The 26430-nt window shown below is 43.7% G+C and carries 21 protein-coding genes; 8 read left to right on the top strand and 13 right to left on the bottom strand.

Features of this window, described 5'->3' with window-relative positions; genetic code table 11:
• A partial coding sequence (locus ACRC32_RS27505; protein WP_438556962.1) for an aminotransferase class I/II-fold pyridoxal phosphate-dependent enzyme occupies positions 1 to 978 on the top strand: 978 nt, incomplete at its 5' end.
• Positions 979 to 1108: 130 nt separating this feature from the next.
• Here ACRC32_RS27505 and ACRC32_RS27500 read toward each other — a convergent pair.
• Both ACRC32_RS27500 and ACRC32_RS27495 read right to left on the bottom strand, forming a co-directional pair.
• Entirely contained in the window at positions 1109 to 1564 is a 456-nt protein-coding gene (locus ACRC32_RS27500; protein WP_438556961.1) for a GNAT family N-acetyltransferase, read from the bottom strand.
• Positions 1565 to 1765 (bottom strand): hypothetical protein, encoded by a 201-nt coding sequence (locus tag ACRC32_RS27495; protein WP_438556960.1) that lies wholly within the window; start codon positions 1763 to 1765, stop codon positions 1565 to 1567. It lies immediately after the preceding gene.
• A 340-nt stretch (positions 1766 to 2105) separates the two neighbouring features.
• Here ACRC32_RS27495 and ACRC32_RS27490 point away from each other — a divergent pair, with 340 nt between their 5' ends.
• A complete protein-coding gene (locus ACRC32_RS27490) occupies positions 2106 to 4259 on the top strand; it encodes a Tex family protein (RefSeq protein ID WP_438556959.1) in 2154 nt (717 codons plus the stop codon).
• 101 nt (positions 4260 to 4360) lie between these two features.
• On the opposite strand, the gene ACRC32_RS27485 is transcribed toward ACRC32_RS27490, so the two are convergent.
• Positions 4361 to 5299 (bottom strand): exopolyphosphatase, encoded by a 939-nt coding sequence (locus ACRC32_RS27485; protein WP_438556958.1) that lies wholly within the window; start codon positions 5297 to 5299, stop codon positions 4361 to 4363.
• 189 nt (positions 5300 to 5488) lie between these two features.
• Between ACRC32_RS27485 and ACRC32_RS27480 the strand changes: the two genes are divergently transcribed.
• Positions 5489 to 7939, top strand: coding sequence for a putative PEP-binding protein (locus ACRC32_RS27480; RefSeq protein WP_438556957.1), 2451 nt, complete (start codon positions 5489 to 5491; stop codon positions 7937 to 7939).
• 84 nt (positions 7940 to 8023) lie between these two features.
• Here the strand turns inward: ACRC32_RS27480 and proS are convergent, their stop codons facing one another.
• Positions 8024 to 9514: a proline--tRNA ligase gene (proS, locus tag ACRC32_RS27475; protein ID WP_438556956.1), complete on the bottom strand. Its 1491-nt coding sequence runs from the start codon at positions 9512 to 9514 to the stop codon at positions 8024 to 8026.
• A 144-nt stretch (positions 9515 to 9658) separates the two neighbouring features.
• Here proS and ACRC32_RS27470 point away from each other — a divergent pair, with 144 nt between their 5' ends.
• Positions 9659 to 10261 carry a DNA-3-methyladenine glycosylase family protein gene (locus ACRC32_RS27470; protein ID WP_438556955.1) on the top strand — a complete coding sequence of 201 codons (603 nt, stop codon included), beginning with the start codon at positions 9659 to 9661 and terminating at the stop codon, positions 10259 to 10261.
• A 45-nt stretch (positions 10262 to 10306) separates the two neighbouring features.
• On the top strand, positions 10307 to 11839 hold the full coding sequence (locus tag ACRC32_RS27465; protein WP_438556954.1) for a cryptochrome/photolyase family protein: 1533 nt from the start codon (positions 10307 to 10309) through the stop codon (positions 11837 to 11839).
• A 9-nt stretch (positions 11840 to 11848) separates the two neighbouring features.
• Here the strand turns inward: ACRC32_RS27465 and ACRC32_RS27460 are convergent, their stop codons facing one another.
• Complete coding sequence (locus ACRC32_RS27460) at positions 11849 to 12688, bottom strand: alpha/beta fold hydrolase (RefSeq protein ID WP_438556953.1); 840 nt, start codon at positions 12686 to 12688, stop codon at positions 11849 to 11851.
• Between the two features lie 107 nt (positions 12689 to 12795).
• Between ACRC32_RS27460 and ACRC32_RS27455 the strand changes: the two genes are divergently transcribed.
• A complete protein-coding gene (locus ACRC32_RS27455) occupies positions 12796 to 13476 on the top strand; it encodes a queuosine precursor transporter (protein ID WP_438556952.1) in 681 nt (226 codons plus the stop codon).
• Positions 13477 to 13692: 216 nt separating this feature from the next.
• Here the strand turns inward: ACRC32_RS27455 and ACRC32_RS27450 are convergent, their stop codons facing one another.
• From ACRC32_RS27450 to ACRC32_RS27430, 5 genes are all read right to left on the bottom strand, one after another.
• A complete protein-coding gene (locus ACRC32_RS27450; protein ID WP_438556951.1) occupies positions 13693 to 15282 on the bottom strand; it encodes a nucleoside hydrolase in 1590 nt (529 codons plus the stop codon).
• 122 nt (positions 15283 to 15404) lie between these two features.
• Entirely contained in the window at positions 15405 to 17564 is a 2160-nt protein-coding gene (locus ACRC32_RS27445) for a molybdopterin-containing oxidoreductase family protein (RefSeq protein ID WP_438556950.1), read from the bottom strand.
• A 158-nt stretch (positions 17565 to 17722) separates the two neighbouring features.
• The gene (locus ACRC32_RS27440) at positions 17723 to 18685 is read right to left on the bottom strand and encodes a S66 peptidase family protein (protein ID WP_438556949.1); all 963 of its coding nucleotides are present in this window, start codon (positions 18683 to 18685) and stop codon (positions 17723 to 17725) included.
• A 115-nt stretch (positions 18686 to 18800) separates the two neighbouring features.
• Positions 18801 to 19886 carry a glycosyltransferase family 4 protein gene (locus tag ACRC32_RS27435; RefSeq protein WP_438556948.1) on the bottom strand — a complete coding sequence of 362 codons (1086 nt, stop codon included), beginning with the start codon at positions 19884 to 19886 and terminating at the stop codon, positions 18801 to 18803.
• Between the two features lie 130 nt (positions 19887 to 20016).
• The gene (locus ACRC32_RS27430; protein WP_438556947.1) at positions 20017 to 21090 is read right to left on the bottom strand and encodes a DMT family transporter; all 1074 of its coding nucleotides are present in this window, start codon (positions 21088 to 21090) and stop codon (positions 20017 to 20019) included.
• Between the two features lie 157 nt (positions 21091 to 21247).
• Here ACRC32_RS27430 and sppA point away from each other — a divergent pair, with 157 nt between their 5' ends.
• Together sppA and aroH are read left to right on the top strand one after the other, a co-directional pair.
• A complete protein-coding gene (gene sppA / locus ACRC32_RS27425) occupies positions 21248 to 22069 on the top strand; it encodes a signal peptide peptidase SppA (RefSeq protein WP_015153997.1) in 822 nt (273 codons plus the stop codon).
• A 133-nt stretch (positions 22070 to 22202) separates the two neighbouring features.
• A complete protein-coding gene (gene aroH / locus ACRC32_RS27420) occupies positions 22203 to 22619 on the top strand; it encodes a chorismate mutase (RefSeq protein ID WP_438556946.1) in 417 nt (138 codons plus the stop codon).
• An 11-nt stretch (positions 22620 to 22630) separates the two neighbouring features.
• Here aroH and ACRC32_RS27415 read toward each other — a convergent pair whose 3' ends face one another.
• The 3 genes from ACRC32_RS27415 to ACRC32_RS27405 form a co-directional block, all read right to left on the bottom strand.
• Complete coding sequence (locus ACRC32_RS27415; protein ID WP_438556945.1) at positions 22631 to 23890, bottom strand: M20 metallopeptidase family protein; 1260 nt, start codon at positions 23888 to 23890, stop codon at positions 22631 to 22633.
• A gap of 168 nt (positions 23891 to 24058) precedes the next feature.
• The gene (locus tag ACRC32_RS27410; protein WP_438556944.1) at positions 24059 to 24700 is read right to left on the bottom strand and encodes a Uma2 family endonuclease; all 642 of its coding nucleotides are present in this window, start codon (positions 24698 to 24700) and stop codon (positions 24059 to 24061) included.
• Between the two features lie 243 nt (positions 24701 to 24943).
• Positions 24944 to 26430 (bottom strand): molybdopterin cofactor-binding domain-containing protein (locus ACRC32_RS27405; RefSeq protein WP_438556943.1); only part of this gene is annotated, 1487 nt, incomplete at its 5' end.

Genomic DNA, 26430 nt, shown 5'->3' with positions numbered 1-26430 from the left:
CAAACATACGGTACGGGAAGTACGGGTTCTCGTCTACTCAGCGGACATCGAGAATTGCATCGAGAATTGGAACGAGCGATCGCAATTCTAAAACAAACTGAGGATGCGTTGGTGTTCAGTTCGGGATATTTGGCAAATTTAGGTACAATTGCAGCTTTAGTTGGCAAACGCGATTTAATTCTTTCAGACCAATACAATCATTCTTGTTTAAAACATGGGGCAGTACTCAGCGGCGCAACAATTATTGAGTATCCGCATGGCGATATTTTATTTTTAAAAACTCAATTAGCACAACGCGATCGCTACCGTCGTTGTTTAATTATGACTGATAGCGTTTTTAGTATGGATGGGGATTTATGCCCTCTACCAGAACTAATAGATTTAGCCGCGCAATTTAATTGTATGCTATTAATTGATGAAGCTCACGCTACCGGAGTTTTTGGTAATGGGGCTGGTTGCGTCGAACATTTCAATTTGACTGGTAGCCCGTTAATTCAAGTTGGAACGCTCAGTAAAGCTTTAGGAAGTTTAGGCGGTTATGTTGCGGGTTCAGCCGCTTTAATTGATTTTTTACGCAACCGTGCGGCAAGTTGGATTTATACCACAGCTCTTTCTCCTGCCGATACTGCAGCTGCGATCGCGGCTATTTCTATTGTACGAGAAGAACCAGAACGCAGACAGAAACTCTGGCAAAATATTCAATATTTAAAACATTTAATGACTCAAGAATTACCCCAACTGAAATTATTGCCTTCTGAGTCGCCAATTTTGTGCTTGCAATTAGAAGATGCAGCCACGGCTTTAAAATTTGGTTTGCAATTGAAAGAGGCGGGAATTTTTGCGCCAGCAATTCGTCCTCCTACCGTACCGACAAGTAGAATTCGATTTTCTGTGATGGCGACTCATGAGTTGAGTCATATTGAAAAATTAGTGGAAATTTTGCGTAAGATAGATCTCAAGTTGGATTTGAAGGTATAGTTTTGTGTCGCGCAAAGGCGCATACGCGGAGCGTTCTCGAAGAGTAGGCGCAAAGAAGAACGCTAAAGTAGACAACAGATGCTTCTTCAGAATAAGCACGATTCGTCTCAGCGTATTGTTATGCTTTAACTTATAGATCCTTCCTCATAAACACACTGTTTGGATCTTCTTTATATTTGGAAAAAGGCGCACAGTTCTTAAAGCCGTATTTCTTATATAGATTGTGCGCTGGCTCAAAAAAAGGCATTGAACCAGTTTCTAAACTTATACGCCGATAACCTCGTAGCTTCGCTTCGTTCAAGATATGCTGAAGTAGCATTGATGCAATACCTTTTCCTCTACATGAAGCAGTCGTACGCATCGACTTAATTTCAGCATGGCTTGTGTCTAATTCTTTCATTGCACCACAGCCTATTAACCTACCATCATCCCACACCGTCCAAAATGTAATTTCTGGTTTTCTTAACCCTGCTAAATCTAAGGCATGTTTACTTTCAGGAGGCGAGACGGACTTCATTTCTCTGATATGTTCTTCCAGAAAATCAGCAATTTCAGATCCAGAAAGATCGTCAATCTTTATTTCCATTTATATTTCCATTTGTCTCCTTTTCTGCTGCTGCCGCGTCCGATAAGCGTATGATGGACTATTGCGAATATCTGCTTCTGCACTTGCGATCGCGCGATCTAGTAACTCATTCAATTCGTCAAACTGACGACAAACTTCTTTCAACTTCTCAACAGAGCGCTTTCTCGTTTCTGAATCGGGTATTCTAGGTTGATTGCTCATGGTAGGTTTCAATACCGTTGCTTTTAGTATAGGGCGAATGCAATTCGCGACTACACAAACAAAGTCTGGATGGTGCGCAGACTAAAGACGATTAGCTATTAGCTAACCCGCGCCGGCGGGTTTTGCCTGTGTAGCTGCGATTTCTAATCGCCAAACTCGCTGTTGTATTTTTGAATCATGTGGCATATTACCTTTAAGAGTGACTGCTTAAACTGACCGAGACAACTTTAAACTGTGAATTTTGGATTAAAATCTAAATCCAGAATCTAAAAGGAAAGTTTCAAACTCCTGATGGGTCAATCCAAAATCGTAAATCTAAAATCCAAAATCGTTTGACTCGATGGTAATTCCTCAACTACTGGCTCAAGAACTAACACTCAAACCCTTCCAGGTGCAAAACGCCCTCGAATTGATGGCGGAGGGTGCGACAATTCCATTTATCGCTCGTTACCGCAAAGAACGCACGGGAGAAATGAACGAAACCCAACTGCGGGAACTAGCTGACAGACACGCCTACCTAACAGAACTAGAAGAAAGAAAAGCAGCAATTTTAAGCGCGATCGCCTCTCAAGGTAAACTGACAGAGGAACTACAGGCAAAAATAACCGCCTGTTTGCAGAAAACTGAATTAGAAGATTTATACCTTCCCTATCGCCCCAAACGCCGCACCCGCGCTACGGCGGCGCGAGAAAAGGGATTAGAACCACTCGCCGAGTGGATTAAATCTCTCAATGTCAAAAACGCCCCCATCGTACCTTTAGAAACAGAAGCAGTAAAATATATTTCTGAGGAAAAGGGAGTTAAGTCAACCGAGGAAGCGCTTAAAGGTGCGGCTGATATCTTAGCAGAAGAAACTGCCGAAAAAGCAGAGTTACGCGCTTACATTCGCGAATATCTACTCAACGACGGGGTATTTGTCTCGCGGGTAAAGGACGACTACCCCGAAGGTACGACAAAATTTGAAATGTACCGCAACTATCAAATTCCAGTTGAAGATATCGCACCGCACAATCTACTCGCGCTATATCGCGGTGAAGCTGAAGGAATCTTGGATTTCGATCTCAGTTTTGATGAAGGGGTAGTGTTGTCCTATCTAGAGTCGCAGGAAATTCGCACGAAAAACCCCAGTTTGAGGAAATTTTACCACGATTTACTCAAAGATGGATGGACGCGATTAATGAAAGAGTCATTAATTAGTGCCGTCCGTGCTGAGAAAAAAAGCTTTGCCGATGTTGAATCAATTAAAACTTTTGAAGCAAATTTACGCGATTTATTGCTATCCAGTCCAGCCGGAATGCGTCCGACACTAGCGATCGATCCTGGGTTTCGGACGGGATGTAAGGTAGCCGTACTGTCGCAAACAGGGCAGTTTTTGGCATATCAAGCAATTTTTCCCCACCAATCAGCAGCAGCGCGATCGCAAGCAGCACAAACAATCAAGCAATTGCTGGAAAAACATCAAATTGAGTTAATTGCGATCGGTAATGGTACGGCAGGACGAGAGACGGATGAATTTATTTCAGAAGTCTTGCAGACGGTGGAACGCAAACCAATTAAAGTGATGGTAAATGAATCGGGAGCATCGATTTATTCTGCCAGTCAAGTTGCGATCGCTGAATTTCCCGAACTCGATATTACCGTGCGTGGTGCAATTAGTATTGGCAGACGCTTGCAAGATCCGCTAGCAGAATTAGTCAAAATCGATCCCAAATCAATTGGTGTGGGACAATATCAGCATGACGTAGACCAAAAACTTTTGAAGCAAAAGCTAGAGGAAACCGTAGAAAGTTGCGTGAACTACGTAGGCGTAGACCTTAATACTGCTTCGCAAGAATTATTGGGCTATGTATCTGGAATTACGACAACAATTGCCAATAACATTGTTGCCTATCGGAATGAAAACGGTGTATTTAAAAACCGCCGTCAGTTACTCAAGGTAGCCAAATTAGGACCAAAAGCCTTCGAGCAAGCTGCCGGATTTTTACGGATTCGAGGTGGAGAAAATCCTTTAGATAATACAGCCGTTCACCCAGAAAGTTATAAAATTGTGGAGGCGATCGCGAATGACTTAAACGTATCATTAACTCAAATTTCTCAAGTTGCATCTAAGCTCAAAGGAATGAATCTGAAAAAATACGTTACTGACACTGTAGGCGAACCAACATTAAGAGACATGATCGGCGAATTAGAAAAACCCGGGAGAGATCCTAGAGCTGAATTTAAATATGCTACATTTCGAGAGGATATCAAAGAAATCTCCGATCTCAAATCGGGAATGGAATTAGAAGGAATCGTCACTAACGTAGCCAACTTTGGCGCGTTTGTAGATATTGGCGTACACCAAGATGGTTTAGTTCATATTTCTCAACTAGCCGATCGCTTTGTGGACGATCCGAAAAAGTTTGTCAAGGTTGGACAAATTGTCAAAGTGCGCGTATTAGAAATTGACGTGCAAAGAAAACGAATTGGGTTGTCAATGAAGTTAAATAAATAAAACGTAGGGGCGGGTCGATTGAGAAACTGCAAGTCTGCCAAATATTGTTGGTAAACCCGTCCCTACAATTACACGTTCAAACCAATAAAATCAAATTTAAATTACTCGTTCGCCTTAATTTGGCTAACGATCTCCCTTAATGTTTCATCCACTACTTCATGCGCGACTTGACAAGTTCCAGCGTTGGCATGACCACCACCACCATACTTTAACATCAACTCGCCAATATTAACTTGAGAACTGCGATCGAAAATCGATTTGCCAACTGCAAACACTGTATTTTGTTGCTTCAAACCCCACATGACATGAATTGAGACAGTACACTCAGGATATAAAGCGTAAACCATAAACCGATTCCCCGCGTAAATTGTCTCTTCTTGCCTTAGATCTAATACAACTGTTTTGTCACGAACAGTCGCACACTTTTTAATTTGTGCTTGAAATTTAGCCTCGTGTTCGCGATAAATATCGACCCTTTCTTTCACGTCAGGAAGATTTAAAATCTCGTCAATCGTGCTGTCTTTACAAGCATCGATCGAATTCATCATCAAATCGTAATTAGAAATTCTAAAATCTCTAAATCTACCTAACCCCGTTCTCGCATCCATCAAAAAATTCAGTAGTACCCAGCCTTGAGGTCGTAAAACTTCCTCTAAAGTAAATTGAGCCGAGTCCGCTCGGTCAACTGCTGTTATCATCTCTTGGGAAATATGAGGAAATTTTTCCGCTCCACCAAAATAATCGTAAACAACTCTGGCAGCAGATGGAGCGTTAGGATCGATGATATGAGTGGAGGAGCGATCGCGATTTCTCAGCGTTTCGCTAAAATGATGGTCGAAGGCTAAATACGCACCTTCAACATAAGGTAAATTTGTAGTAATATCATGATTAGTAATTTCAATTTTGCCATCTTGCATATCTTTCGGATGGACGAATTTAATCTCATCGATTAAATTCAAACTTTTTAGTAAAACAGCACATACGAGACCGTCAAAATCGCTTCTCGTAACTAATCGATACTGTTGGGCTTTTAGTAACATAGTAATCTTGACCTCTTGAGTAAGCGTTCAAATGGATTTGCATAGACAGCACGCTTATTGCTTTCTATCTATGCTCGATCTAGTTTTCCCAAGGAGTTACTTAAATAAACACTTGAGAAGTCGGAATTAACTGATAGCTGACAACTGACAACTGACAACTGATAACTGACAACTGACGAGAGAAAATTCTTGAACACACTCTACTTACTGGAGCAAATTTCAGCCGCAGAACGCCTACAGATAGGAGAAAAGGCATTCCATCTCGGTCGGATTGCGACAAACGGTTATCCAGTAGTACCTAGTTGTGTCGTTCCCGCTCAAACTCTGTGGAAATTTCTCACGCAGTTAAATTCGTCCGATCCATTAATTGCCGATCTGCCAGAATCTTCATTGAGAATAAATGTTGATGATAGTCATCAACTCCAGAAAGTTGCCCAACGCCTACAGCAAGAAATTCTTGCCGCACCCTTACCAGAAGAATACTGGCGATCGCTGCTAGAAGCGACGCAATCGTGGCAAGCATCGGCATTAATTTTTCGCCCTTCTTTAATTCTGAAAGCTGCGGCAATCCAAAATCTCAATTTCTCTGGACTGCTAGAAGCTCAAATCTGTTGTCCAGAACCGGAAGCGATCGCCCTAGCTTTGAAGCAAACTTGGAGCCAGTTATTTCGCGCTAGAAGTCTTTTGTATTGGCAGCGCCACGGGATTGAATGGCGAGACATTCATCTAGCAGTCTTGGTACAACCCCTACAAAATGCGATCGCCTCGGGAATTTTAACGTGTAGCCCCTCTGAGATTGAGATTAGCGCTACTTGGGGTTTAGGTATAGCGATCGCCCGTGGGGAAGTTTCACCCGATCTCTACTTCGTTTCCACCGCAACGAATCAAGTGCGATCGCGGCAGTTGGGTAATAAAATATTGGCTTATGGAGTCGGCAATATTCCCTTCATTCCAGATTTAACTGTTTGTACGACTTCTCTTTTACCCTCATCTGTCACCCCTTGCTTGCAAACATACTTGTTGAGCGAAGCACAACAGCAGCAGTATGTTCTCAGCGATGAGTCTCTCCAACAACTGATTCAACTCACGCAACAACTAAAAACAGATTTGGGCGCAGCATTCTATTTAGAGTGGACGTTGGCTCAAACAGGGATCGACGCAGAACCGCAACTCTACTTGACCCACGCGAATACCTATAGAGTTCGGGAGCCAGCAGCCAACAGCCAACAGCCGAAAGAAGATTCGGAATTCCGAATCCCCCTTCGCTTAAGCAAGCTACGGAATTCGGAATTTATCTCAGGAATCGCAGCAGCAAGGGGAGAGGTCATTGCTCCAGCATACGTGATAGCAAAAAGCGAACCGCGACCTGTAACTATACCAGCAGGATCGATTTTAGTCGCTCCAGCGATCGCCCCTGACTGGCTACCCCTATTGCAACAAGCAGCGGGAATCGTTACCGAGCAAGGAGGATTGACTTCTCACAGTGCTATCCTTGCTAGAGAATTAGGTATTCCGGCTGTTGTGAGCGTTGCGCGCGCCACAGGATCGATCCAAACAGGAGAATTATTGGAATTGAATGGCGATCGCGGTGAAGTGTGGAGGCAAGGGAGCAGGGGAGCAGAAGAGCAGAGGAGCAGAGGGAGCAATTACCAATATCCAGTGACCAATTCCCCACACCCCACACCCTACACCCCACACTCTGTTCGTCACGCACCACACATCACTCCTATAGCCACTCAACTCATGCTCAATTTGAGTCAGCCGAGTTTAATTGCTCAGGTTAAGGATTTACCCGTCGATGGCGTGGGGTTGTTGCGATCGGAACTGATGATGCTGAACGTGTTAGAGGGACAGCACCCGAGAGTGTGGTTGCAACAGGGACGACAGGCTGAATTATTAGATTTATGGCGATCGCAAATTAGTCAATTCGTCAATGCTTTTGCTCCCAGACCCGTATTCTATCGCTCTTTAGATTGGCGATCGCCAGAATTTCAATCTTTGAACCTGGATGGGCTAGATGCTTCTGCTGGTAACAGCCGTAATTCCATCCTGGGACAGCGCGGTACGTTGAGTTACCTTAAAGATCCAAAAGTTTTTGACTTGGAACTAGCTGCTTTAGCCGCCGTGCAGCAGTCCGGTCAAACAAATCTTCACCTCATGTTACCGTTTGTCCGCAGCGTCGAAGAGTTTAGTTTCTGCCGTCAGCGCGTCGAGCAAGCAGGACTAACTCATGTTCCTCAATTTCAATTATGGATCGTGGCAGAAGTGCCTTCAGTGCTATTTCTGCTACCTCAATACGTCAAAGCAGGAGTTCAAGGAGTCTCCATTGGCACGAACGACTTGACTCAGTTGTTGCTGGGAGTAGACCGCGATCGCGGTGAGTTAGCCGCTAATTTAAACGAACGCCACCCAGCAGTCCTGCAAGCGATCGCCCAAATTATCCAAATGGCGCAGCAAGCTAATATTCCTTGCTCGATCTGCGGTCAGGCTCCCGTCCTTTATCCAGAAATTATCGACTCTTTGATCCGATCGGGCATTACCTCTATTTCCGTCGAACCGAATGCCGTCGAACAGACTTATAAAGCGATCGCCCGTGCCGAGCAAAGATTGCTCCTAGCTGCTGCGCGGAAGATGGTGTAGCAGAAGGCAGATGGCAGAAGTCAAAAGTCAAAAGTTAAAAGTCAAAATGCAGAAATTAATACGACTTCCGACTCCCGACTCCTGCTAGTACGCTCTAGCAAAAATGACTCGTCGATCTGTTTGCCTACCCGTATAAAAACATTTTCCCGTGCCTTGCTGTAAGTCGAAAGGAATGCAGCGTCCGGTTGCTTTGGTTTCTTCTTTGATTTTCTCTTCGTCGTCAGAATTACCATCAAAGTAAGCAACGTAAAAACCTGCTTTTTCTTCGATTTGTTGCTGAAATTCAGCGTAGGTTTCTACGAAGTGTAAATTTTGTTGCTGAAATTCTTGCGCCCGTTTGAATAAGCTAACTTGGATGTCCTCTAATAAAGTTTTAATTTGAGATTCCAAGTCACTTTGAGCCACACTAATTTTCTCACCAGTATCGCGACGAACTAACACGACAGTCCCATTTGCTAAGTCTCTCGGACCCATTTCTAAACGCAACGGAATACCCTTTAATTCCCAATCATTAAACTTGAACCCAGGGCTTAAATTATCTCGCGTATCGACTTTAAATGAGAATGCCTTCGTTGCTTTGAACTGCTCTTGTAGTTCGGTAAATCGAGCTAATACTTGCTCTTTTTCCGCATCTTTACGATAAATTGGTACGCCAATTACCTGTAGAGGAGCAATACGCGGCGGACAAACAAAACCGCGATCGTCGGAGTGAACCATAATGAGAGTACCGATCATTCTGGTTGTAATGCCCCAACTTGTCGCAAATGGATACTCTTGCGTCCCTTCAGCAGATAAATATTTCACGTCAAAGGCTTTAGAAAAAGTCGTTCCTAAATTGTGGCTAGTACCGACTTGAATGGCGCGTTTATCTTGCGTCATTGTTTCGATTGTATAAGTATGTACTGCCCCAGGAAACTTTTCATTTTCTGTCTTGCGTCCGGCAAATACTGGAATAGCCAAATACTGCTCGACAAAAGTTTTGTAAATTTCCAACATTTGCCTTGCTTCAGCTTCAGCTTCATCAGCAGTTGCATGAGCTGTATGTCCTTCTTGCCAAAGAAATTCGGTTGTGCGTAAGAAAGGTCTAGTTCTCAACTCCCAGCGACAAATATTTGCCCACTGATTCAACAGAATTGGTAAATCTCGATAGCTTTGAATCCAATTACGATACGCTGACCAAATAATAGTTTCGCTTGTCGGTCTAATAACGAGTGGTTCGGATAGCTCGGCATCGGGATCGACGGTAATTTCTCCTGATTCAGTGAGTTGTAGCCGATGGTGAGTGACGACAGCACATTCTTTGGCAAAGCCAGAAACGTGTTCGGCTTCTTTAGAGAAGTAGCTGACGGGAATAAATAGCGGAAAGTAAGCATTCGTGTGTCCGGTGTCTTTAAACATTCCGTCTAGGGTTTGCTGCATTTTCTCCCAAATCGCAAATCCTTCCGGTCGAATAATCATGCAACCGCGAATCCCAGAGTCTTCGGCTAGCTTGGCTCTGTCTACAATGTCTAGATACCAGCGGGAGTAGTCTTCATCGCGTCTGGTGATTTTGAGTGCATCAGCTTTCTCTGCCATTAACGTTCCCTTATGCCTTGACGATCTCAGATTTAGTCTAAAGCATTAGCTGCCACTGTTAAGGATGTCATTTCGGTTAGATGCACGATCGCAAAACTCAAGCAAGAAATACAATGTTAAGATGGCAAGCTCTGAGGGTCAAGAATGGATTATTCAGTTGCGATCGCGGCACTTACAAAATCCGATCCTATCCTTGCTGCTCTGATTCACCAAGTTGGTGCTTGTCAACTTAATCAAGTTCAACAAACGGGAGATTTATTTTTCTCCCTCTCCAAAGCCATTATCCATCAGCAGCTTTCAACTAAATCTGCAACTGCGATTCACCAGAGATTTTTGAAAATTTCTCCCGCACAACTTCCCTCAGCCTTAGATATCCTCAACACTCCAGATGAAGTTTTGCGGGGAGTGGGTATTTCTCGTCCCAAAATTATTTACCTGAAAGACTTGGCAGAAAAGGTAACAAATGGATTGCCTACCATTGCTGAGTTGGAATTAATGGACGATGAAACAATTATTCAGACTCTTATACAAGTCAAAGGAATTGGACGTTGGACGGTACAGATGTTATTAATTTTTCGGTTGCATCGCTGGGACGTATTACCTGTAGACGACTTAGGTATTCGAGCTGGGGTGCGGAAAGTCTACAATTTAGCAGAGCTACCTCACCGCAAAACTGTAGAACAATTGGGACAGCAGTGGAAACCTTATTGCACGATCGCATCCTGGTATCTTTGGCGCAGCCTATAACAGTTATCAGTGACTATTTAACTATTAACTATTAACTATTGACAAATGACCAATGACAAAATTATAGGTATTTGGGTTTTAGGCGATCAACTTTGGATGGGACAATCAGCATTGCAAAGTTGTGTCGATAAAAAACACCATCCAGTTATTTTTATTGAATCTTTGCGCCATGCCCAAGAATTACCCTACCACTTACAAAAATTGGTATTAGTATGGTCGGCGATGCGCCATTTTGCTGAGGAGTTAAAACAAGCGGGATGGAATGTTACTTACAAGCAAGCTGAAGATTTTCAAACTCCTCTAATAGAGTGGATTCAACAAAATCAGATTGCAGAATTGCGGGTAATGACACCGAGCGATCGCCCTTTTACTAAATTAATACAAGGTCTAAATCTTCCCTGTCAAATTACATTTACACCTAATAATCGCTTCATTTGGAGTGATGAAGAATTTATCCAGTGGGCGAGTTCTCGCAAGCGCTTAATTATGGAAGATTTTTATCGGGAAGGAAGAAAGCGGTTCGATATTCTGATGATAGGCGATTTACCTGCTGGTGGACGCTGGAATTTTGACAAGGAAAACCGCCAGCCACCTAAAGGTAAACTAAAATTACCGGAAGCTTTATGGTTTGAATGCGATCGCATTACCCAAGATGTGATTAATTTTATCGAGCGATCGCCTGCATTTAAGGATAGTCAAGCATATTGGCAAATAGAACCTTTTCGTTGGGGAGTTACCCGTCAACAAGCGTTACAGGTGCTTGACTTTTTCATTCAAACTCGCTTGTCTAATTTTGGACCCTACCAAGATGCAATGGTAACGGGAGAACAGACAATGTGGCACGCGATGCTATCTCCTTATCTAAACTTAGGATTAATTCATCCTTTAGAAGTCGTGCAAGCCGCAGAAAAAGCATATTACGAAAATCAGGGCGAGTGGGAACTCAATAGTATCGAGGGATTTATTCGTCAAATTTTAGGTTGGCGCGAATATATGCACGGGATTTATATCTATATGGGTGAAGATTATCCCGCAAAAAATTGGTTTAATCACGCTCAACCCTTACCTGAATTTTATTGGACTGGAAATACGCACATGAATTGTTTGTACCAGATTCTCAAGCAGGTCAAAGAAATTGGTTACGCCCATCACATTCAGCGGTTGATGATCTTAAACAACTTTGCCTTAATTGCTGGAATTTCACCGCAAGAATTAGAAGATTGGTTTCACGCGGCATTTATTGATGCTTATGATTGGGTCATGCAGACAAATGTAATTGGTATGGGACAGTTTGCTGACGGAGGAATGATGGCATCAAAACCTTATGCAGCTTCGGCAAATTATGTCAATAAAATGAGCGATTATTGTAAAAATTGTTATTATAATCCTCGCGATCGCACGGGTGAAAAAGCTTGTCCTTTCAACTTCTTCTACTGGGATTTTCTCGCCCGTCATTACGATAGTTTAAAGCAAAATCATCGGATGGGTCAAATGTTGCGAAATTTAGAAAGAATGTCGGCGGAAGAGTTGGGAAAGGTTCGCGCTAAGGCGGCGGAATGGCATGAAACTAATTCGTAGTTTTTTCTTTTAACTAGCCAAAAAATCCAACACCAAATTATTGAACTTCTCTGGATATTCTAAATGAGGATGATGCCCGCAGCGATCGAAAATGTGGAGACGGGCGTTAGGTATAGTTTTAGCTGCAATATAAGCGTGAGCTACTGGTATAATTCTGTCTTGTTTGCCCCAAATCACTAAAGTTGGTGCGGTAATAGTAGCGAGTTGGCTGAGAATTGGATGAAATACTTGCGATCGCACTCCTAACAAGTGAAAATTCGTCTTAACCATTGCCATCAGTGCGGGTTTTCTTCCAGGTAAAGCAAAGATAGGATAGCGCAATTCTATCCACTCGGAAGGAATGCTTTGCGGATCGTAAAAATTATTTCTCAACATTGGAGCCAGCAGGCGGCGCGAGGGACGCAGTAACCTAATGAGTAAGGGTAAAGTTGTCAGGCGGATACCCAAAGCAATTTCCCTACCAAACCCCATACTATCCACCAACACCAACTTATTTACTCGTTGGGGAAATAGCAAAGCCAGTTGCAAAGCCGCACCACCACCCATAGAATTGCCAATCAAAGTCGCAGATTCAATAGTGAGGGTATCCATAAAATCTTTGATAAACTGAGCCTGGTAGGTGAGAGAATAGGAAGCTTGAGGCTTATCCGAACGTCCAGAACCCACCATATCGAGTGCGTAGACGCAGTTAGATTTTGCTAGAGTACCAATGTTATACAACCAAAACTCTACCGAACCTTGACCCCCATGTAACAAAATAATGGGATTTCCACTTCCCATCATCCAATAACGAGTATTAATAGAACCAACTTTAACGTATCGATCTACTGGTACTTGCGTTTTTTGCATAAGCCAACAAAAGTCAAAAGTTAGAAGTTAGAAGTCAAAACTGAGGAGACAGGATTCATAATTATTCCCCTACTCTCTACTCCCTACTCCCTACTCCCTCATTCCGAATGTCTAAATCTTACAAACATCTAGACGCGATCGCGACTTTATTTGTCACTGTTTTACTAATCTCAAATATTACCTCAACTAAAATCGTTAGCTTAGGATGGTTTACCTTTGATGGCGGGACGCTAATTTTTCCACTCAGTTATATTTTTGGCGATATTTTAACTGAAGTTTACGGATACTCTCGTTCTAGAAAGGTTATTTGGTTGGGTTTTTTCTGTGCTTTTTTAATGGCTGTAACTTTTAGTCTTGTTGGCGCGTTACCTCCAGCAGCAGATTGGAAATATCAAGAGGCATATAATCAAATTTTAGGATCTACTCCGAGAATTGTTGCTGCAAGTTTAATAGCTTACTGGGTAGGAGAGTTTTCTAATTCTTTTATTTTAGCAAAACTGAAAATATTAACTCGCGGTAAGTGGCTGTGGACTCGCACGATTGGCTCGACTTTAGTAGGGCAAGTTTTGGATACGGCAATATTTATTCTAATTGCTTTTCTGGGAATTGTCCCCAATAGTATAATATGGTCGCTGATTGCATCCAATTATTTATTCAAATGCGGAATTGAGATTTTATTTACACCTATAACTTATAGGGTTACTAATTGGTTAAAGCATCAAGAGCAAGAAGATTACTACGATACTAATACGAATTTTAATCCGTTTCGTTTTTCCAAAACAAGTTAGTGTAATAGAGTTATGCAGGGAACTTATCAATACTTCGTAGCTTTTGATTCGATCCCCCCAACCCCCCTTGAAAAGGGGGGCTAAAAACGCTCTAATTTCCCCCTTGTTAAGGGGGATTAAGGGGGATCTCCAAGAACTATATACTCTAAGCGAGAAATATTGGGGGACTTATGCCCCTTTTTTGACTCAGTTGGGAATTTAATATCTAATAAATTATCAATCGCTAGTACAAACCAAACCAAAAACAAAATCTTGAATCGTCGTCTTAAAATCAGGATCGCCAGCAGCAGGCTTCACAGACAAACTCAATCTTACGGGATTCTTGACTCTTCCCAAGGCAAAAAGATTGCCAATATCCCGCCGAAAAAGTTCTGCTTCTGGTAATTGTCCTGTCACTGTACTCGGATCTCCATTCGTCAATGTTGTTATTTCTAAATCGGTGAAATCTTCAAAATTCAGAAAATCATTCCACAGACTAGCTACAGTTAAAGTATCCCAGAAAAATAACGTATCAAAAACGAAAACGCCAGGAGCGGGTGAATTAGCAAATTGAACGTTTTTGATATATTGTGCGGGGGCAGTATTACACTGAGAGGGATTATCTTGAATGCGTTGGGCGAATCCTTGCAAGCGGGCGAAATTTGTGGCATTTAACGGTACGACATCCGCCGGAATTCCTGAATTGAGAACTTTATCTACCGCAGGCGCATCAATCCAAAAATTGACTTCAGCATTATTCAGGGAATTGAAAGCTTTCTTGTGTTCGCCAGTTTGAATATTTTCAAAATTTGTCCCTGGAAATGGTAAATGGTGCGAGCCAAAAACATGTTCTCCATCTTGATAGTAAATGTTACCTTCCGTCCAAACTGGGAATGGTTCGTTTAAACGGTAGTTCCCATTAGCATCAAAATTATCGGCTTTATTTTCATCCAAAACACCACCCATATGAATAGTAGAAATGACATGATTTAAATCGGCAAGTTTGATTTTCTTAGGACAGCCGTACTTTCGAGGATTTTCTTCTATATAAGAATAGGCTCTTGCTAAGTTAGTTACGGGTCCAACAGTAGCAATTGTCAGCGGATCGTCTTTTTTATATGCTTCACAGATAGAAGTTGCCAAGTAGTTAGCCGCCTTCTTTTTCGGATCGATCAGATCGACTTCTCGTAATTGAAATTGCTCTAAAGCTGCTTGAGCTTGCGGTAGAATATACCTTAAAGTTTCATCGCGAAACGTTCGATTAAACTCGTTCCAGCAGACAAAATCGCGGGGAGACGACACGAATTCTTGATGGAATAGACAAGGTTCTAAAGCTGGTTTACCTGCAAATGGTAACTGGACTCGTACTGGAGTAAACTCAGTTCCAGAGACGGGTTTACCAAAATCATCAGCTTCGTTCGGTACGTCGATAGTTGTCGCACTTTCATCACAACCAGAATATATTTTTGCGTCGCGATATTGAGCGATCGCTAAAACTTTTTGTGTCAGTCCGTCAATCGATCCTGCTTCAGGACTAAAATCGCCTAGCAGCTCTCGTTTTAATTCTGGATAACCTTCGGAATTATTACAATAAGATTCTCCGTGTGCCATCGTGGTGATTCCAATCAGTTTGACTGGCGGAGATTTCTGCTGAGAAGCAAGGGCTAAAGTTAAAATGGCATAGTAGTCTTCAAATGCCCCATCGTGATCGAAAATGACTCGAATTGGACGATCGCTAGCAAGGGCAGAATTGGGCAAGCAAAAAGTAGCGGAAATAGCTGCGATCGCTAATCCAGAAACGAGTTTTTTCAGTTGACAATTTAACATAGTTTACTTGTCTGCAAATGGAGACAAGCTAGCACGATAAAAGATTTTACTCGGTATCGATTTTTACTTATAGCAGGGAGCGCACGAGCAGGGAGTAGGGAGCAGGGAAAAATATTACAACATTACTTGAGTGCCATGACCTCAACTAAAGCATCGCCAACAGCGGCAGCGTGACCCATATCTGCAAACGCAGACGAGGTAGCAGCATTGATGGTATTATTGGCAAGGCTGAGTTTACGCCAGTATCCCAAAGGTGCGATCGCCACCCCAGAACGAGTCATATCGCTGACAATTGCAGGGACTTGGAAAGAACCGCGATCGTTAAATACCTTCACCACTTGACCGTCAGCTATACCCCGCTTAGCTGCATCATCGGGATGAATAATCACTCTCGGTTCGCCTTGAAGTTTGGCGTGCTTGGGTAAATTGGCAAAACAGGAATTAATGAATTGGTGTGGTTTCGCCGAGAGGAGATTGAGCGGATACCGCTTGGCGAGTTCGGGGTTACTGGATGCTGATTCCCGCTGTGGCGTATAGATAGGTAGAGGATCGATTGGTTCTCCTGGTTGATATTCCTCATATCCTTGGCGGAATGCTGGCAAGACAAAGTTACTGTCTACTCTTGCGGTAGCCAAAAATTCGCATTTACCTGACGGTGTGGGAAAATTGCCTTGGGCATGAGGAACGAGATCGACCTTTAACTTGCCATACCCTTGCTGCTGGAGCGATTCCATACTCATGTCTTGCATGACGGGTGCTGACCAGTCGAGGACTTCCATCGCCAGTTGTTCGTCGGTTAATTTGAAGCATTCTTCCTCAAAACCCATCCGCGCAGCCAAACGACGGAATAATTCAGTGTTGGGTACGGCTTCACCCAAAGGCGCGATCGCGGGTTGGTTTAATGTTACATAAGTATGACCCCAGGAAAACATCAAATCTAAATTTTCAACTTGAGTCGTTGCAGGTAGAAGAATATCGGCGTAGTCGGCAGTATCAGTCATAAAATGTTCGCTGACTACCGTAAATAAATCTTCTCGCGCCAAACCAGCCACAATCTTGTCTTGTTCCGCCGATTGCGTGACGGGATTGCAGTTATAAACAAATAGAGCCTGAATCGGTGGGTCGAGACTCATTTCTCCCGTCAGTGCTGCTCCCAATTGCCACAAGTTAATTAATCGCGTCCCAGGCTGAATAAATTCAGGGCGATGCACGACTTCCCAACGGATGGGGAAGGGCCACATCGGAGCTTGCAGCAATCCGCCGCCCAAATGTCGCCACGCACCGACTAGGGCAGGCAAACAGCAAATAGCTCTCACTCCCTGACCGCCACCAGCTTGTTTTTCTAGCGCCACTCCCAGACGAATAACGGATGGTTGATTAGATGCATACTCTCTCGCTAGTGTCAAGATATCTGACACGGGAATACCCGTTATTTGGGCAACTTTCTCTGGAGGATACTGCGCGACTCGCTCTTTCAGTTCTGCATAGCCGAGTGTATATTTTTCCACATACTCAGCATCGACTAGATTTTCGCTAATAATAACGTGCATCATTCCCAAAGCCAGCGCCCCATCTGTACCTGGACGTAGGGGAATATGCCAGTCTGATTGATTAGCTGTGCGAGTGCGCACGGGGTCAATTGAAACTAATTTTGCCCCGTTTTTGCGTGCCTCTTGGATAAAAGACCATAAATGCACGTTGGTACTGAGAGCGTTGCAACCCCAAAGAATAATATATTTAGAATGCTTGAATGTATCGGGGTCAGTACCGTGAGTCAGTCCGCAAGTCATCATGTAAGCGGTACTAGTGCAGGAGGCGCAAAAGGTACGTTCGCTAATCGTTGCACCCAAGCGATTGAAGAAAGCATCGCCTACAGTCAAGCCATTCAGCAGCCCTTCATGACCGAGATAGCTGCAAGGCATAATTGCCTCAGCCCCATATTCACCGATAATTTGCTTGAAGCGGCTAGCAATTTCATCTAAAGCATCATCCCAAGAAATGCGCTCGAACTGTTTGCTACCCTTCGCACCCACGCGCCGCATCGGGTAAAGGATGCGATCGCTGCTATAAACTCGATCTAGATAATCGCTCACTTTGCCGCAGAGCGTACCACGGGTAAAAGGATGGTCTGGATTGCCTTCTACCTTAGTAGCGCGACCGTTTTCAACTGTAACTAACATCGCGCAAGTATCGGGGCAATCGTGGGGACAAGCACCAAATACTACCGACTTCTCATTTGCTGACTTCTCACTGGCTGACTTCTCACTGGCAGTACTGACCATAGATCTATCTCTGCAAGAGCGAATGTTTGATATCTAAAGATCGAATCAGTAATTGTGTCGTACTATTTGTAAGCAAATTTACAGTTACTTGCTTGTCTGATAGATTCTTGACAAATTAGAGAGTAGTGAGTCGTGGATCGTTTGGTCACTGATAACTGTCAACTATTAACTGACAACTGCCCTTTATCCCCATCTAAAGTTGCGGAAATCCCAACGGGTAAGGTGGCGTTGCAACCATCATGACCAAAGGGTAAATCGGAAACTATAGGGATATTTAAATCGCTCAGGCGATCGCACAATACTTCTTCTATGGTCAAACTAGAAATATTGGCTGGTGGTTCGCAACGGCTAAAACGTCCTAAAGCAATACCTTTAACCTTAGTAAATGCACCGCTCAAACGCCACTGTGTCAACAGGCGATCGATCCGATACGGTGCTTCGGTAACATCTTCTAAGGCAAGAATAACATCATCAAAATTCGGTTGAATCGACGTACCCAGGAGATGAGTCGCAACAGTCAGATTTGCTGGTAGCAACACACCTGTCACCACGCCACCACCCCAACCTGTACCCTGGAGGGGAGGTAGGGGACGACCTTCTACCCAATCAAATAATCTTTGTCTAGACCAATCTGGTTCCCCTGCTAGCGTCGTCAATACAGGTGCATGAACTCCTGAAACTCCGAATTGGCCTAGACTCCAGAGTAAAGCAGTGATATCTGAAAAACCGATGAGCCATTTAGAGAGTCGGGAGTCGGGAGTCTTATTAATATCCGTGTTGTGACTTTTAACTTTTGACTTTTGACTTTTGACTTGTTCCAAGTCCCACGTCCAATCTTCCAAAATCCTCATCCCACCGTAGCCACCCCTGGCACAGAGAATACCGCGACAGTCGGGATCTTGCCACGCATCGAGGAGTTGTTGGCGACGGCTAGCGTCTGTTCCAGCTAAATATCCAAAAGTATCGCCGATTGTAGGACTAACTTTAACTTGATAACCACGCGATCGCCATATTTCGATCCCCTTTTCAAATGCTGCCATTTCTCGTAAAGCACCGCTAGGGGCAATTACTTTTAATAAATCTCCTGGTTTTAATGGTGGTGGTGGTTGGCAAATAGGCATTGCTGCATATAACGAAACTGTAGTTAGCGTAAAATATACTTGGGAGGTATACGATTATGCAAATAGCTAATACAGATTAGCCCAAATGCTAGTTATCTAAGAATATAGTTTTTGATTACTGCAAAATATCCCCAAACCACTGCTCAAACCGATCGCCTAACGCCTCTAAAGAAAATTCAGCTTCGGCTTGTTGACGACAGGTATAGCGATTAATTTCATCCAAACGCGCGATCGCATTTACCAATCCCTCTACACTATCTGGTTCGACTAAAAACCCCGTCTTCCCATCTTGAATAATTTCTGCTGGTCCTCCACGGCGATATGATATGACTGGTACGCCGCAAGCTAAAGCTTCAATCGCTACGTTGCCGAATGCTTCTACCCAACGAGGAGTCATTAACATTGCCCGACACTGACGCAATTCTTGCTGCATTTTTGCTGTCGAAAGAAATCCTAAATATTCAAAAGTTGCGCCAGGATAAGTTTGACAAATTTGCTGCCAATAATCTTCATCTTGGATTTTTCCCATGACTTTTAAGGGAATTTTAGCAATTTGAGCTGCCGCGATCGCATCTTCTAAGCCTTTTTCAGGAGCAATCCTCGCTAACCAAGCTAATTTGTTTTGCGAGTGAGAACAAAACTCATATAAAGACAAATCTATGCCACTACTGAGATAATATATGGGTGCATTGCTGTGCGCTTCTACAAAAGAAAATGTCGTTCCTTGAGAGGGAGTGTAGAAACCAAGCGTCCCTGGAAATTGCTCTGCAACTTGTGCCACAATTTCATCCATCGCAGCATAAATTGAACCCATGCTCACAAAATGGGCAATAGGAGTTTTAAAAAATGGGGTGAGATAAAATGGCAACCAATCGTAAGCAAAATTGACAATTAAATCATACTCATTCTGTACTTGTCTTGCATATTCACACATATTCGCCAAGACAGAATTTTCCGGCATAGTAATGGGTGCATTTCTTTCCTGGTTCTGGGCAATAACTTGTAAATTACCAGAAATTTCTACAATAGGCATTATCCCAAGATTTGACGACTCAAGTTTCGACCCTTGGGGGGCAAGAATTTGCAGCGTATGCCCCCGCTTTATCATTTCTTGAGCGATATTGTACAGGCTTAATTCTACTCCACCCCCCAATCCTGTGCCGAGGGGTCCCACGGAAGTAGAGATAAATAATAGTTTCAATGGTAGTTGATAGTTGGTAGTTGGTCATGAGTGAATAGCGCATGGCAGAGATTGTCTCTACATCCTTCTGACTCCTGACTCCTCAGTTTTAACTGTTGACTTTTAACTGTTGACTTTTAGCTTTTGACTTTCATAACTCTGATTCTTTCATAGGAACAGGTACGGACTGTGCTGTTTCCAAAACTTTTTCCGATTCAGATAGATGTGACTCTTTGGCTGTAGATTTCTGAAACAATTGTTCTAATTTCTCTCGCTGATTGACGAGATAAATACTAACTAAGGTGAGAGAAACGCCCGTCCACTGGATGGGGCTGAGAACTTCGGAGAGAATTAAGCTACCAAATAAGAGGGCAAATACAGGTGTGAGAAAGGTAAGGGCGCTAAGACTGGTAAGGTTACCGCTAGAGGCGAAGTAGAAGAATAACCCATAGGCGATCGCACTACCAAAAATCGTGGCATAACTTAGCGATATCCACCCAGATAAACTAATATCTGTCCATTGCCCAGCCTCTAACCCCGCAGAAAGAGCAAATAAGGGAATTCCACCAATAATCATATGCCATCCCGTTGCTGACACCGGATCGGCGTGACGACAAACATAACGAATAGCTACCGTACCGACAGCCATTGATAGGGCTGCGAGTAACATCAACCATTCGCCGCTTTGGAAGAGGGCGTCGGGAGTCGGTAGGGGCGGGTTTGGAAACCCGCCCGTGCGGGAATCGGAAGTAAAACCAGAAAATAGGTTAACAATTAAATCGTCTGGTAAGCCAATTAAACTAATCCCCAGTACGCCAAACATCAATCCCAGCCATCCCCATAAACCGATTCGTTCGCCAAATAACCAACTCGACATTAAAGCCACAGCTAGAGGCTGGGAGTCAATCATGACCGATCCTAAGCCCGCCCCAGTTCTAACTAAACCTTCTGCCAAAAAGCCTTGAAACAGCGATCCATCAATTAAGGCAAATAGACTTATCCACAACCACGCCGCCCATCCTTTAGGCTGAGGTCTACCCATCGCCATTGCTGCACCTAATACTAATATGCCAGCAGGCAACAGCCTTACTCCTGCCATGAATAAAGGTGTTGTATGGGGAAGAACGCCTTTCATTGCTACCATTGCTGTTCCCCAGAGGAAAAAGGGTGCGATTAGTAGCACAGAGGCAAAGGGTAATCTTGATTCAGTCAGTTTCAGATGCATGGGATGGCTGACGGCTGGGATGAGATGACATTTCTCCGATCTTAATCGATTATGTATTTTTGTGAAGCGATCGCCATGCACTGTAACAGAAATCTACAAAGAAAAAATGTTCTATGCTTAAAGTCTAAATTGAGTTACGTCTGGTATATAACTGTACATGCTACGGCTGTTTAAAACCCCTTTTCGCAAACAAATTGCACGGCTAGAAATTACTGGGGCGATCGCGAGTGCGACGCGCAAAAGAGTTCTAGAAGCCCTCAAAACTGTAGAAGAAAGACGCTTTCCCGCCTTACTACTTCGCATTGATAGCCCTGGCGGTACGGTAGGAGACTCTCAGGAAATCTATAGTGCTTTAAAACGACTGCGAGAAAAAATCAAAATTGTTGCCAGTTTTGGTAATATCTCTGCTTCTGGTGGTGTCTATATTGGCATGGGAGCCAGTCATATTGTGGCAAACCCAGGTACGATTACGGGTAGTATTGGGGTAATTCTGCGGGGTAACAACCTAGAACGCTTGCTAGATAAGATTGGTGTTTCGTTCAAAACGATTAAATCCGGTCCCTATAAAGATATTTTGGCTTTCGATCGCGAATTGACAGAACCAGAACAACATATTTTGCAAGAATTGATCGATACCAGCTATCGGCAATTCGTTCAATCTGTGGCTGAAGGGCGGAATCTGACAGAGGAAGCTGTGAGAAGCTTTGCAGACGGACGCATTTTCACCGGACAGCAAGCCTTAGAGTTAGGCGTTGTGGATCGGTTGGGAACTGAAGAAGATGCCCGTCGTTGGGCAGCAGAGTTAGTCGGACTCGATCCAGAAAAAACCAAGTGTTTCACTCTAGAAGAACGCAAGCCCCCATTGCAGCGATTACTTTCTAGGGAGTCTACGGTAGCATCTGGTTTATTAACTGGGGTAGATTGGTTAGAGTTTGAGCTATCTACCAGCGGCTTACCTTTGTGGCTATATCGTCCGTAATTGAGATGATTTTGGCTGATTCTAGATACTAGTGGCTAGCGACTAGTGACTAGATCGGAATAAGAATCTAGCCACTAGCCACTCATCAACACAAACAACTATTTGGTTAATTTAGTTTAAGGAGGAATTGAGCGTGGAGTGGCGATTAAAAGCAATTCGTGGGGCAACAACCGTTACAGAAAATACGGTGCAGGCAATTGACGAAGCCGTGACAGAAATGTTAGAAGAGCTGGAGATGAAGAATCAGCTAGATCCGACTCAAATTGTGAGCGTCACTTTTACTGTCACTCGCGATCTCGATGCCATTTTTCCCGCTGCGATCGCCCGTAAGCGCCCTTTCTGGGACTGTGTAGCTATGCTTGACGTACAGCAGATGCATGTAGAAGGTAGTTTAGAACGTTGCATCCGCTGCTTAATCCACGCAAATCTTCCTGCTAACCAAGTCCAGGTTTGGCATCCTTATTTACGCAAAGCCAAGAATTTACGCCCCGATTGGAGTTCTCCCCAACGACTCGTACAACCGGAATCGGTGCAGTCTCATTTAAGGTGAAAAGACAGCTTTCAACTGCAAAATTTTTCCACGCAACGTACAAAGATTTCTACTCCCATACCCAAAGCAGTTTCATCAAAATCAAATCGAGGATGGTGGTGAGGATAAGCTAAGTTTCTGCTGAGATTAGCAGCACCCAAAAAGAAGTAACACCCTGGAACTTCCTGTAGGAAAAATGACATATCTTCGCCACCCATTGTCTGACATTCCGGCACGATTCCAAAGGGCGTTTCTACAACTTTTTCAGCTTGCGATCGCACCAAATCCGCTATTTCTGAATTATTGATGACAGGCGGATACAATTGCCAGTAATCTAACTCATATGTCGCACCTTGACTTTGGCAAATACCGGCAATAATTTGTTCCAGTCTTTGACCGAAATAGCCATCATATTTAGGATTAAAATAACGAACCGTACCACTCAAGTGAGCTGAATCTGCAATTACGTTATGCGCAGAACCAGCATGAAATTCTCCTACTGTGACGACAGCAGAATCAATTGGATCGACATTTCGCGCCACAATTGTTTGTAAGGCATTCACAACTTGACTGGCGACGACAATTGCATCTACTGTTTGATGCGGCATTGCACCATGTCCGCCTTTACCCTTAATTTTCAAATCGAATAGTTCTACCGCCGCCATTAACGCGCCGCTACGCACTCCAACCGTACCCAAAGGTAAGTTATTCCACAGATGCAAACCGATAATTGCATCCACATCGGGATTTTTTAAAACTCCCGCTTCAATCATTGGTTTTGCGCCGCCTGGTCCTTCTTCTGCTGGTTGAAAGATAATTTTTACAGTACCCGCAAAATCTTCTTGGTGCTGAGAAAGATAGTATGCTGTCCCTAGTGCGATCGCGGTATGTCCGTCATGTCCGCAAGCGTGCATCACACCATCATGTTGCGATTTGTAAGGTACGTCATTTTGTTCTTGGATAGGTAACGCATCCATGTCGGCGCGAATGGCTAATACGGGAGTCGGTAGGGGCGGGTTTCCAAACCCGCCCGTACGGGAGTCGGGAGTCGGGTGTTTTTTACCGTTAATTGTGGCGACAATGCCTGTTTTGGCTATTCCTGTTTGGTGTTCGATGCCCCATTCTTGTAGCTTTTGGGTAATAAATTCAGATGTAATAAGTTCCTTAAACCCTAGTTCTGGACGTTGATGCAGCCGCCGCCGCCATTCTACCAATTGCGCTTGCAATGCTTGAATATTTGGACGAATGCGATCGCGATCGACTGTGAGAGGATTTAAAGAAGTAGAAACCATGCTGAGTTAGTAATCTTTTGGGGCAGAATTGCTGACATACCTATACTCAGTTTAAGGTGCTAGAGAGAAATATGCATCTTGATGGTTAAGTAGTGCGATCGCTCTTGGATTTAATGCAGAGAAGAGAGATTCGGGGTCATCAAACTAGATATTAAGCTAGAATTACAGTTAAGCGCGATCGAGTTGCGATCGCAAACGTTGACGAAATTCTTTTGCTGCGGCTAAAGGATGGCAATTAAGGAGACATTCAGCAAGTAAATTAATATCTAAATTTGGTAATATTTCACTTCGTTCTATTCTTTCATATCCAAAAGTCTGCTGAAATTGAGCAGGCGTTTCTTCACGCAAATAATAAACAGAAAAATTCTCGTTCTGCCAAAACCAAACTTCGCGCACGCCCAATCGCCAATAAAGTTCCAGTCGGTTAATTCCGCCACTCGTTACTACTACTTCAATAGCCAAGTCTGGAAAATCTTTTTCAGTTCCAATACAATAGCTTTCGTCTGGTTCTCCCCCTGCTTGGTTATCTTCCTTCCGAAAAGTCGTAGAACCCTTAGGAAAGTACTCTGTATCAGTTTCTAAAAAGAAAAGTTCTAATAATCCACCAATGCGAGTTTTTCCCCTTTCATGACGGCGACTTGGCGACACAATTTCTAATACTTCATCCAGATAAGCAACCCGATAGCCTGAACTATCTCCTAAATCTGCAATTAAGGCTTCGTATTGTTGCCAACTCACACCTGTAACAATCCGCTTCTCTTCAGGATCGTCAGCTTGCAGGCGTTGAGTTAAATCGTTGAGTAACATCACAAGTCCAAAGTTAAAAGTTAAAATAATACGTTATGGACTATCTTCTATAGCCCCCCTTGTTAAGGGGGGTTGGGGGGAGATTTCTGTCGTAGTCAAACAGTTAATTGGTATTAATAGACGTACCATAAAACCCAATTGAAAATTGGGTTCATCTTAATACTTTTTGGTTAGCAAGAACAAAAATCTCGGAGATCCCCCAACCCCTGAAAAAGGGGGCTAAGATACGAGATCTTATACTCAATCCTAACCCGAAACAGGCTGCGGTTCACCCACTGCCTCCACAGCCTCAGTAGCGCGATCGCGGACGTATTCAATTGCCCATAAAATAGCTTCAGGAGTCGCAGGAGAAGCCAGAGGAACGTAATCTGTATTCCCAAATGCTGCAACTGCGGCGCGAATTGCTTCTCGCACCGAAAGCGCCAACATTAACGGGGGTTCGCCGACGGCTTTACTACCATAAATTACCCCATCTTGAGCTGCCCGTTCTAATAAATGCAAATTGAAATCTTCTGGTATTTCTCCAATTGTCGGAATTTTATAGGTACTAGGGGCATAAGTACGGATGCGTCCTTTTTCATCCCACACTAATTCTTCCATCGTCAACCAACCCATGCCCTGTACGAAACCGCCTTCAATTTGTCCGCGATCGACCAAGGGATTTAAAGATTCTCCCACATCATGCACGATGTCAACTTTTCGTAACTTAAAGTTACCTGTAAAACCATCTACCTCAACTTCACTTACAGCAGCCCCGTAAGCAAAATAGTAAAACGGTCTGCCTTTGCCTGTCGCATCATCCCAGTAGATATTAGGAGTGCGATAATATCCTGTAGCAGCAAGACTAACGCGATCGCCATACGCCTGTTTCGTCACTTCTTCAAAATGGACTCGCGCTGAAGGGTAAGTGCGACAGTAAATCCAATCGTCAGCAAATACCATCTCTTCGGCTGTATCCAACTTTAGCAACGCAGATGCCACCACAGCCAACCGAGATTTCAGCGTTTCACAAGCATCTTTTACCGCTTGTCCGTTTAAGTCAGCACCGCTAGACGCAGCAGTAGCAGAGGTATTCGGTACTTTTTCCGTACTCGTAGGCATGATCCGCAAGCGTTCGATCTTTACCCCTAGCGTTTGGGCGGCGACTTGCAACATTTTAGTATGCAACCCCTGCCCCATTTCCGTGCCACCGTGATTCAGTTGAATGCTACCATCGGTGTAGATGAGAACTAACGCCCCTGCTTGGTTGTATTGGGTTTTATTAAAAGAAATCCCGAATTTTACGGGAGTAATTGCCAAACCGCGTTTTTTATAAGTGCTAGCTTGGTTATACTGCGCGATCGCCTCTCTACGTGTAGTAAAATTCGAGCTATCTTTTACCTGCTGCCAAACTTTTGTAATCCGGTTGTCAAAAATTTCTTGGTCGTAATGAGTCGTATTTGCTTCCCCTTCGCCGTGGTAGAAGTTGCGTTCGCGTACCACTTCTGGCGGTAAACCCAAATACCGCGCCACTCGATCGATAATATCTTCAATAACTACCATGCCTTGGGGACCGCCAAAACCTCGAAATGCTGTATTAGAAACTTTATTAGTTTTGGCAATTTGTCCTTTTACTGCTAAATGGGGAATGTAATAAGCATTATCTACGTGTAACATTGCCCGCAAAAGTACGGGAGGAGATAAATCCAAACTCCAGCCACCATCGGCGTATAAATCTACATCTAAAGCAACAA

This window comes from Chroococcidiopsis sp., assembly GCF_051657925.1.
In the GTDB taxonomy this organism is placed as follows: Bacteria; Cyanobacteriota; Cyanobacteriia; order Cyanobacteriales; family Chroococcidiopsidaceae; genus Chroococcidiopsis.
This window is presented reverse-complemented; position numbering and strand designations above follow the sequence as displayed.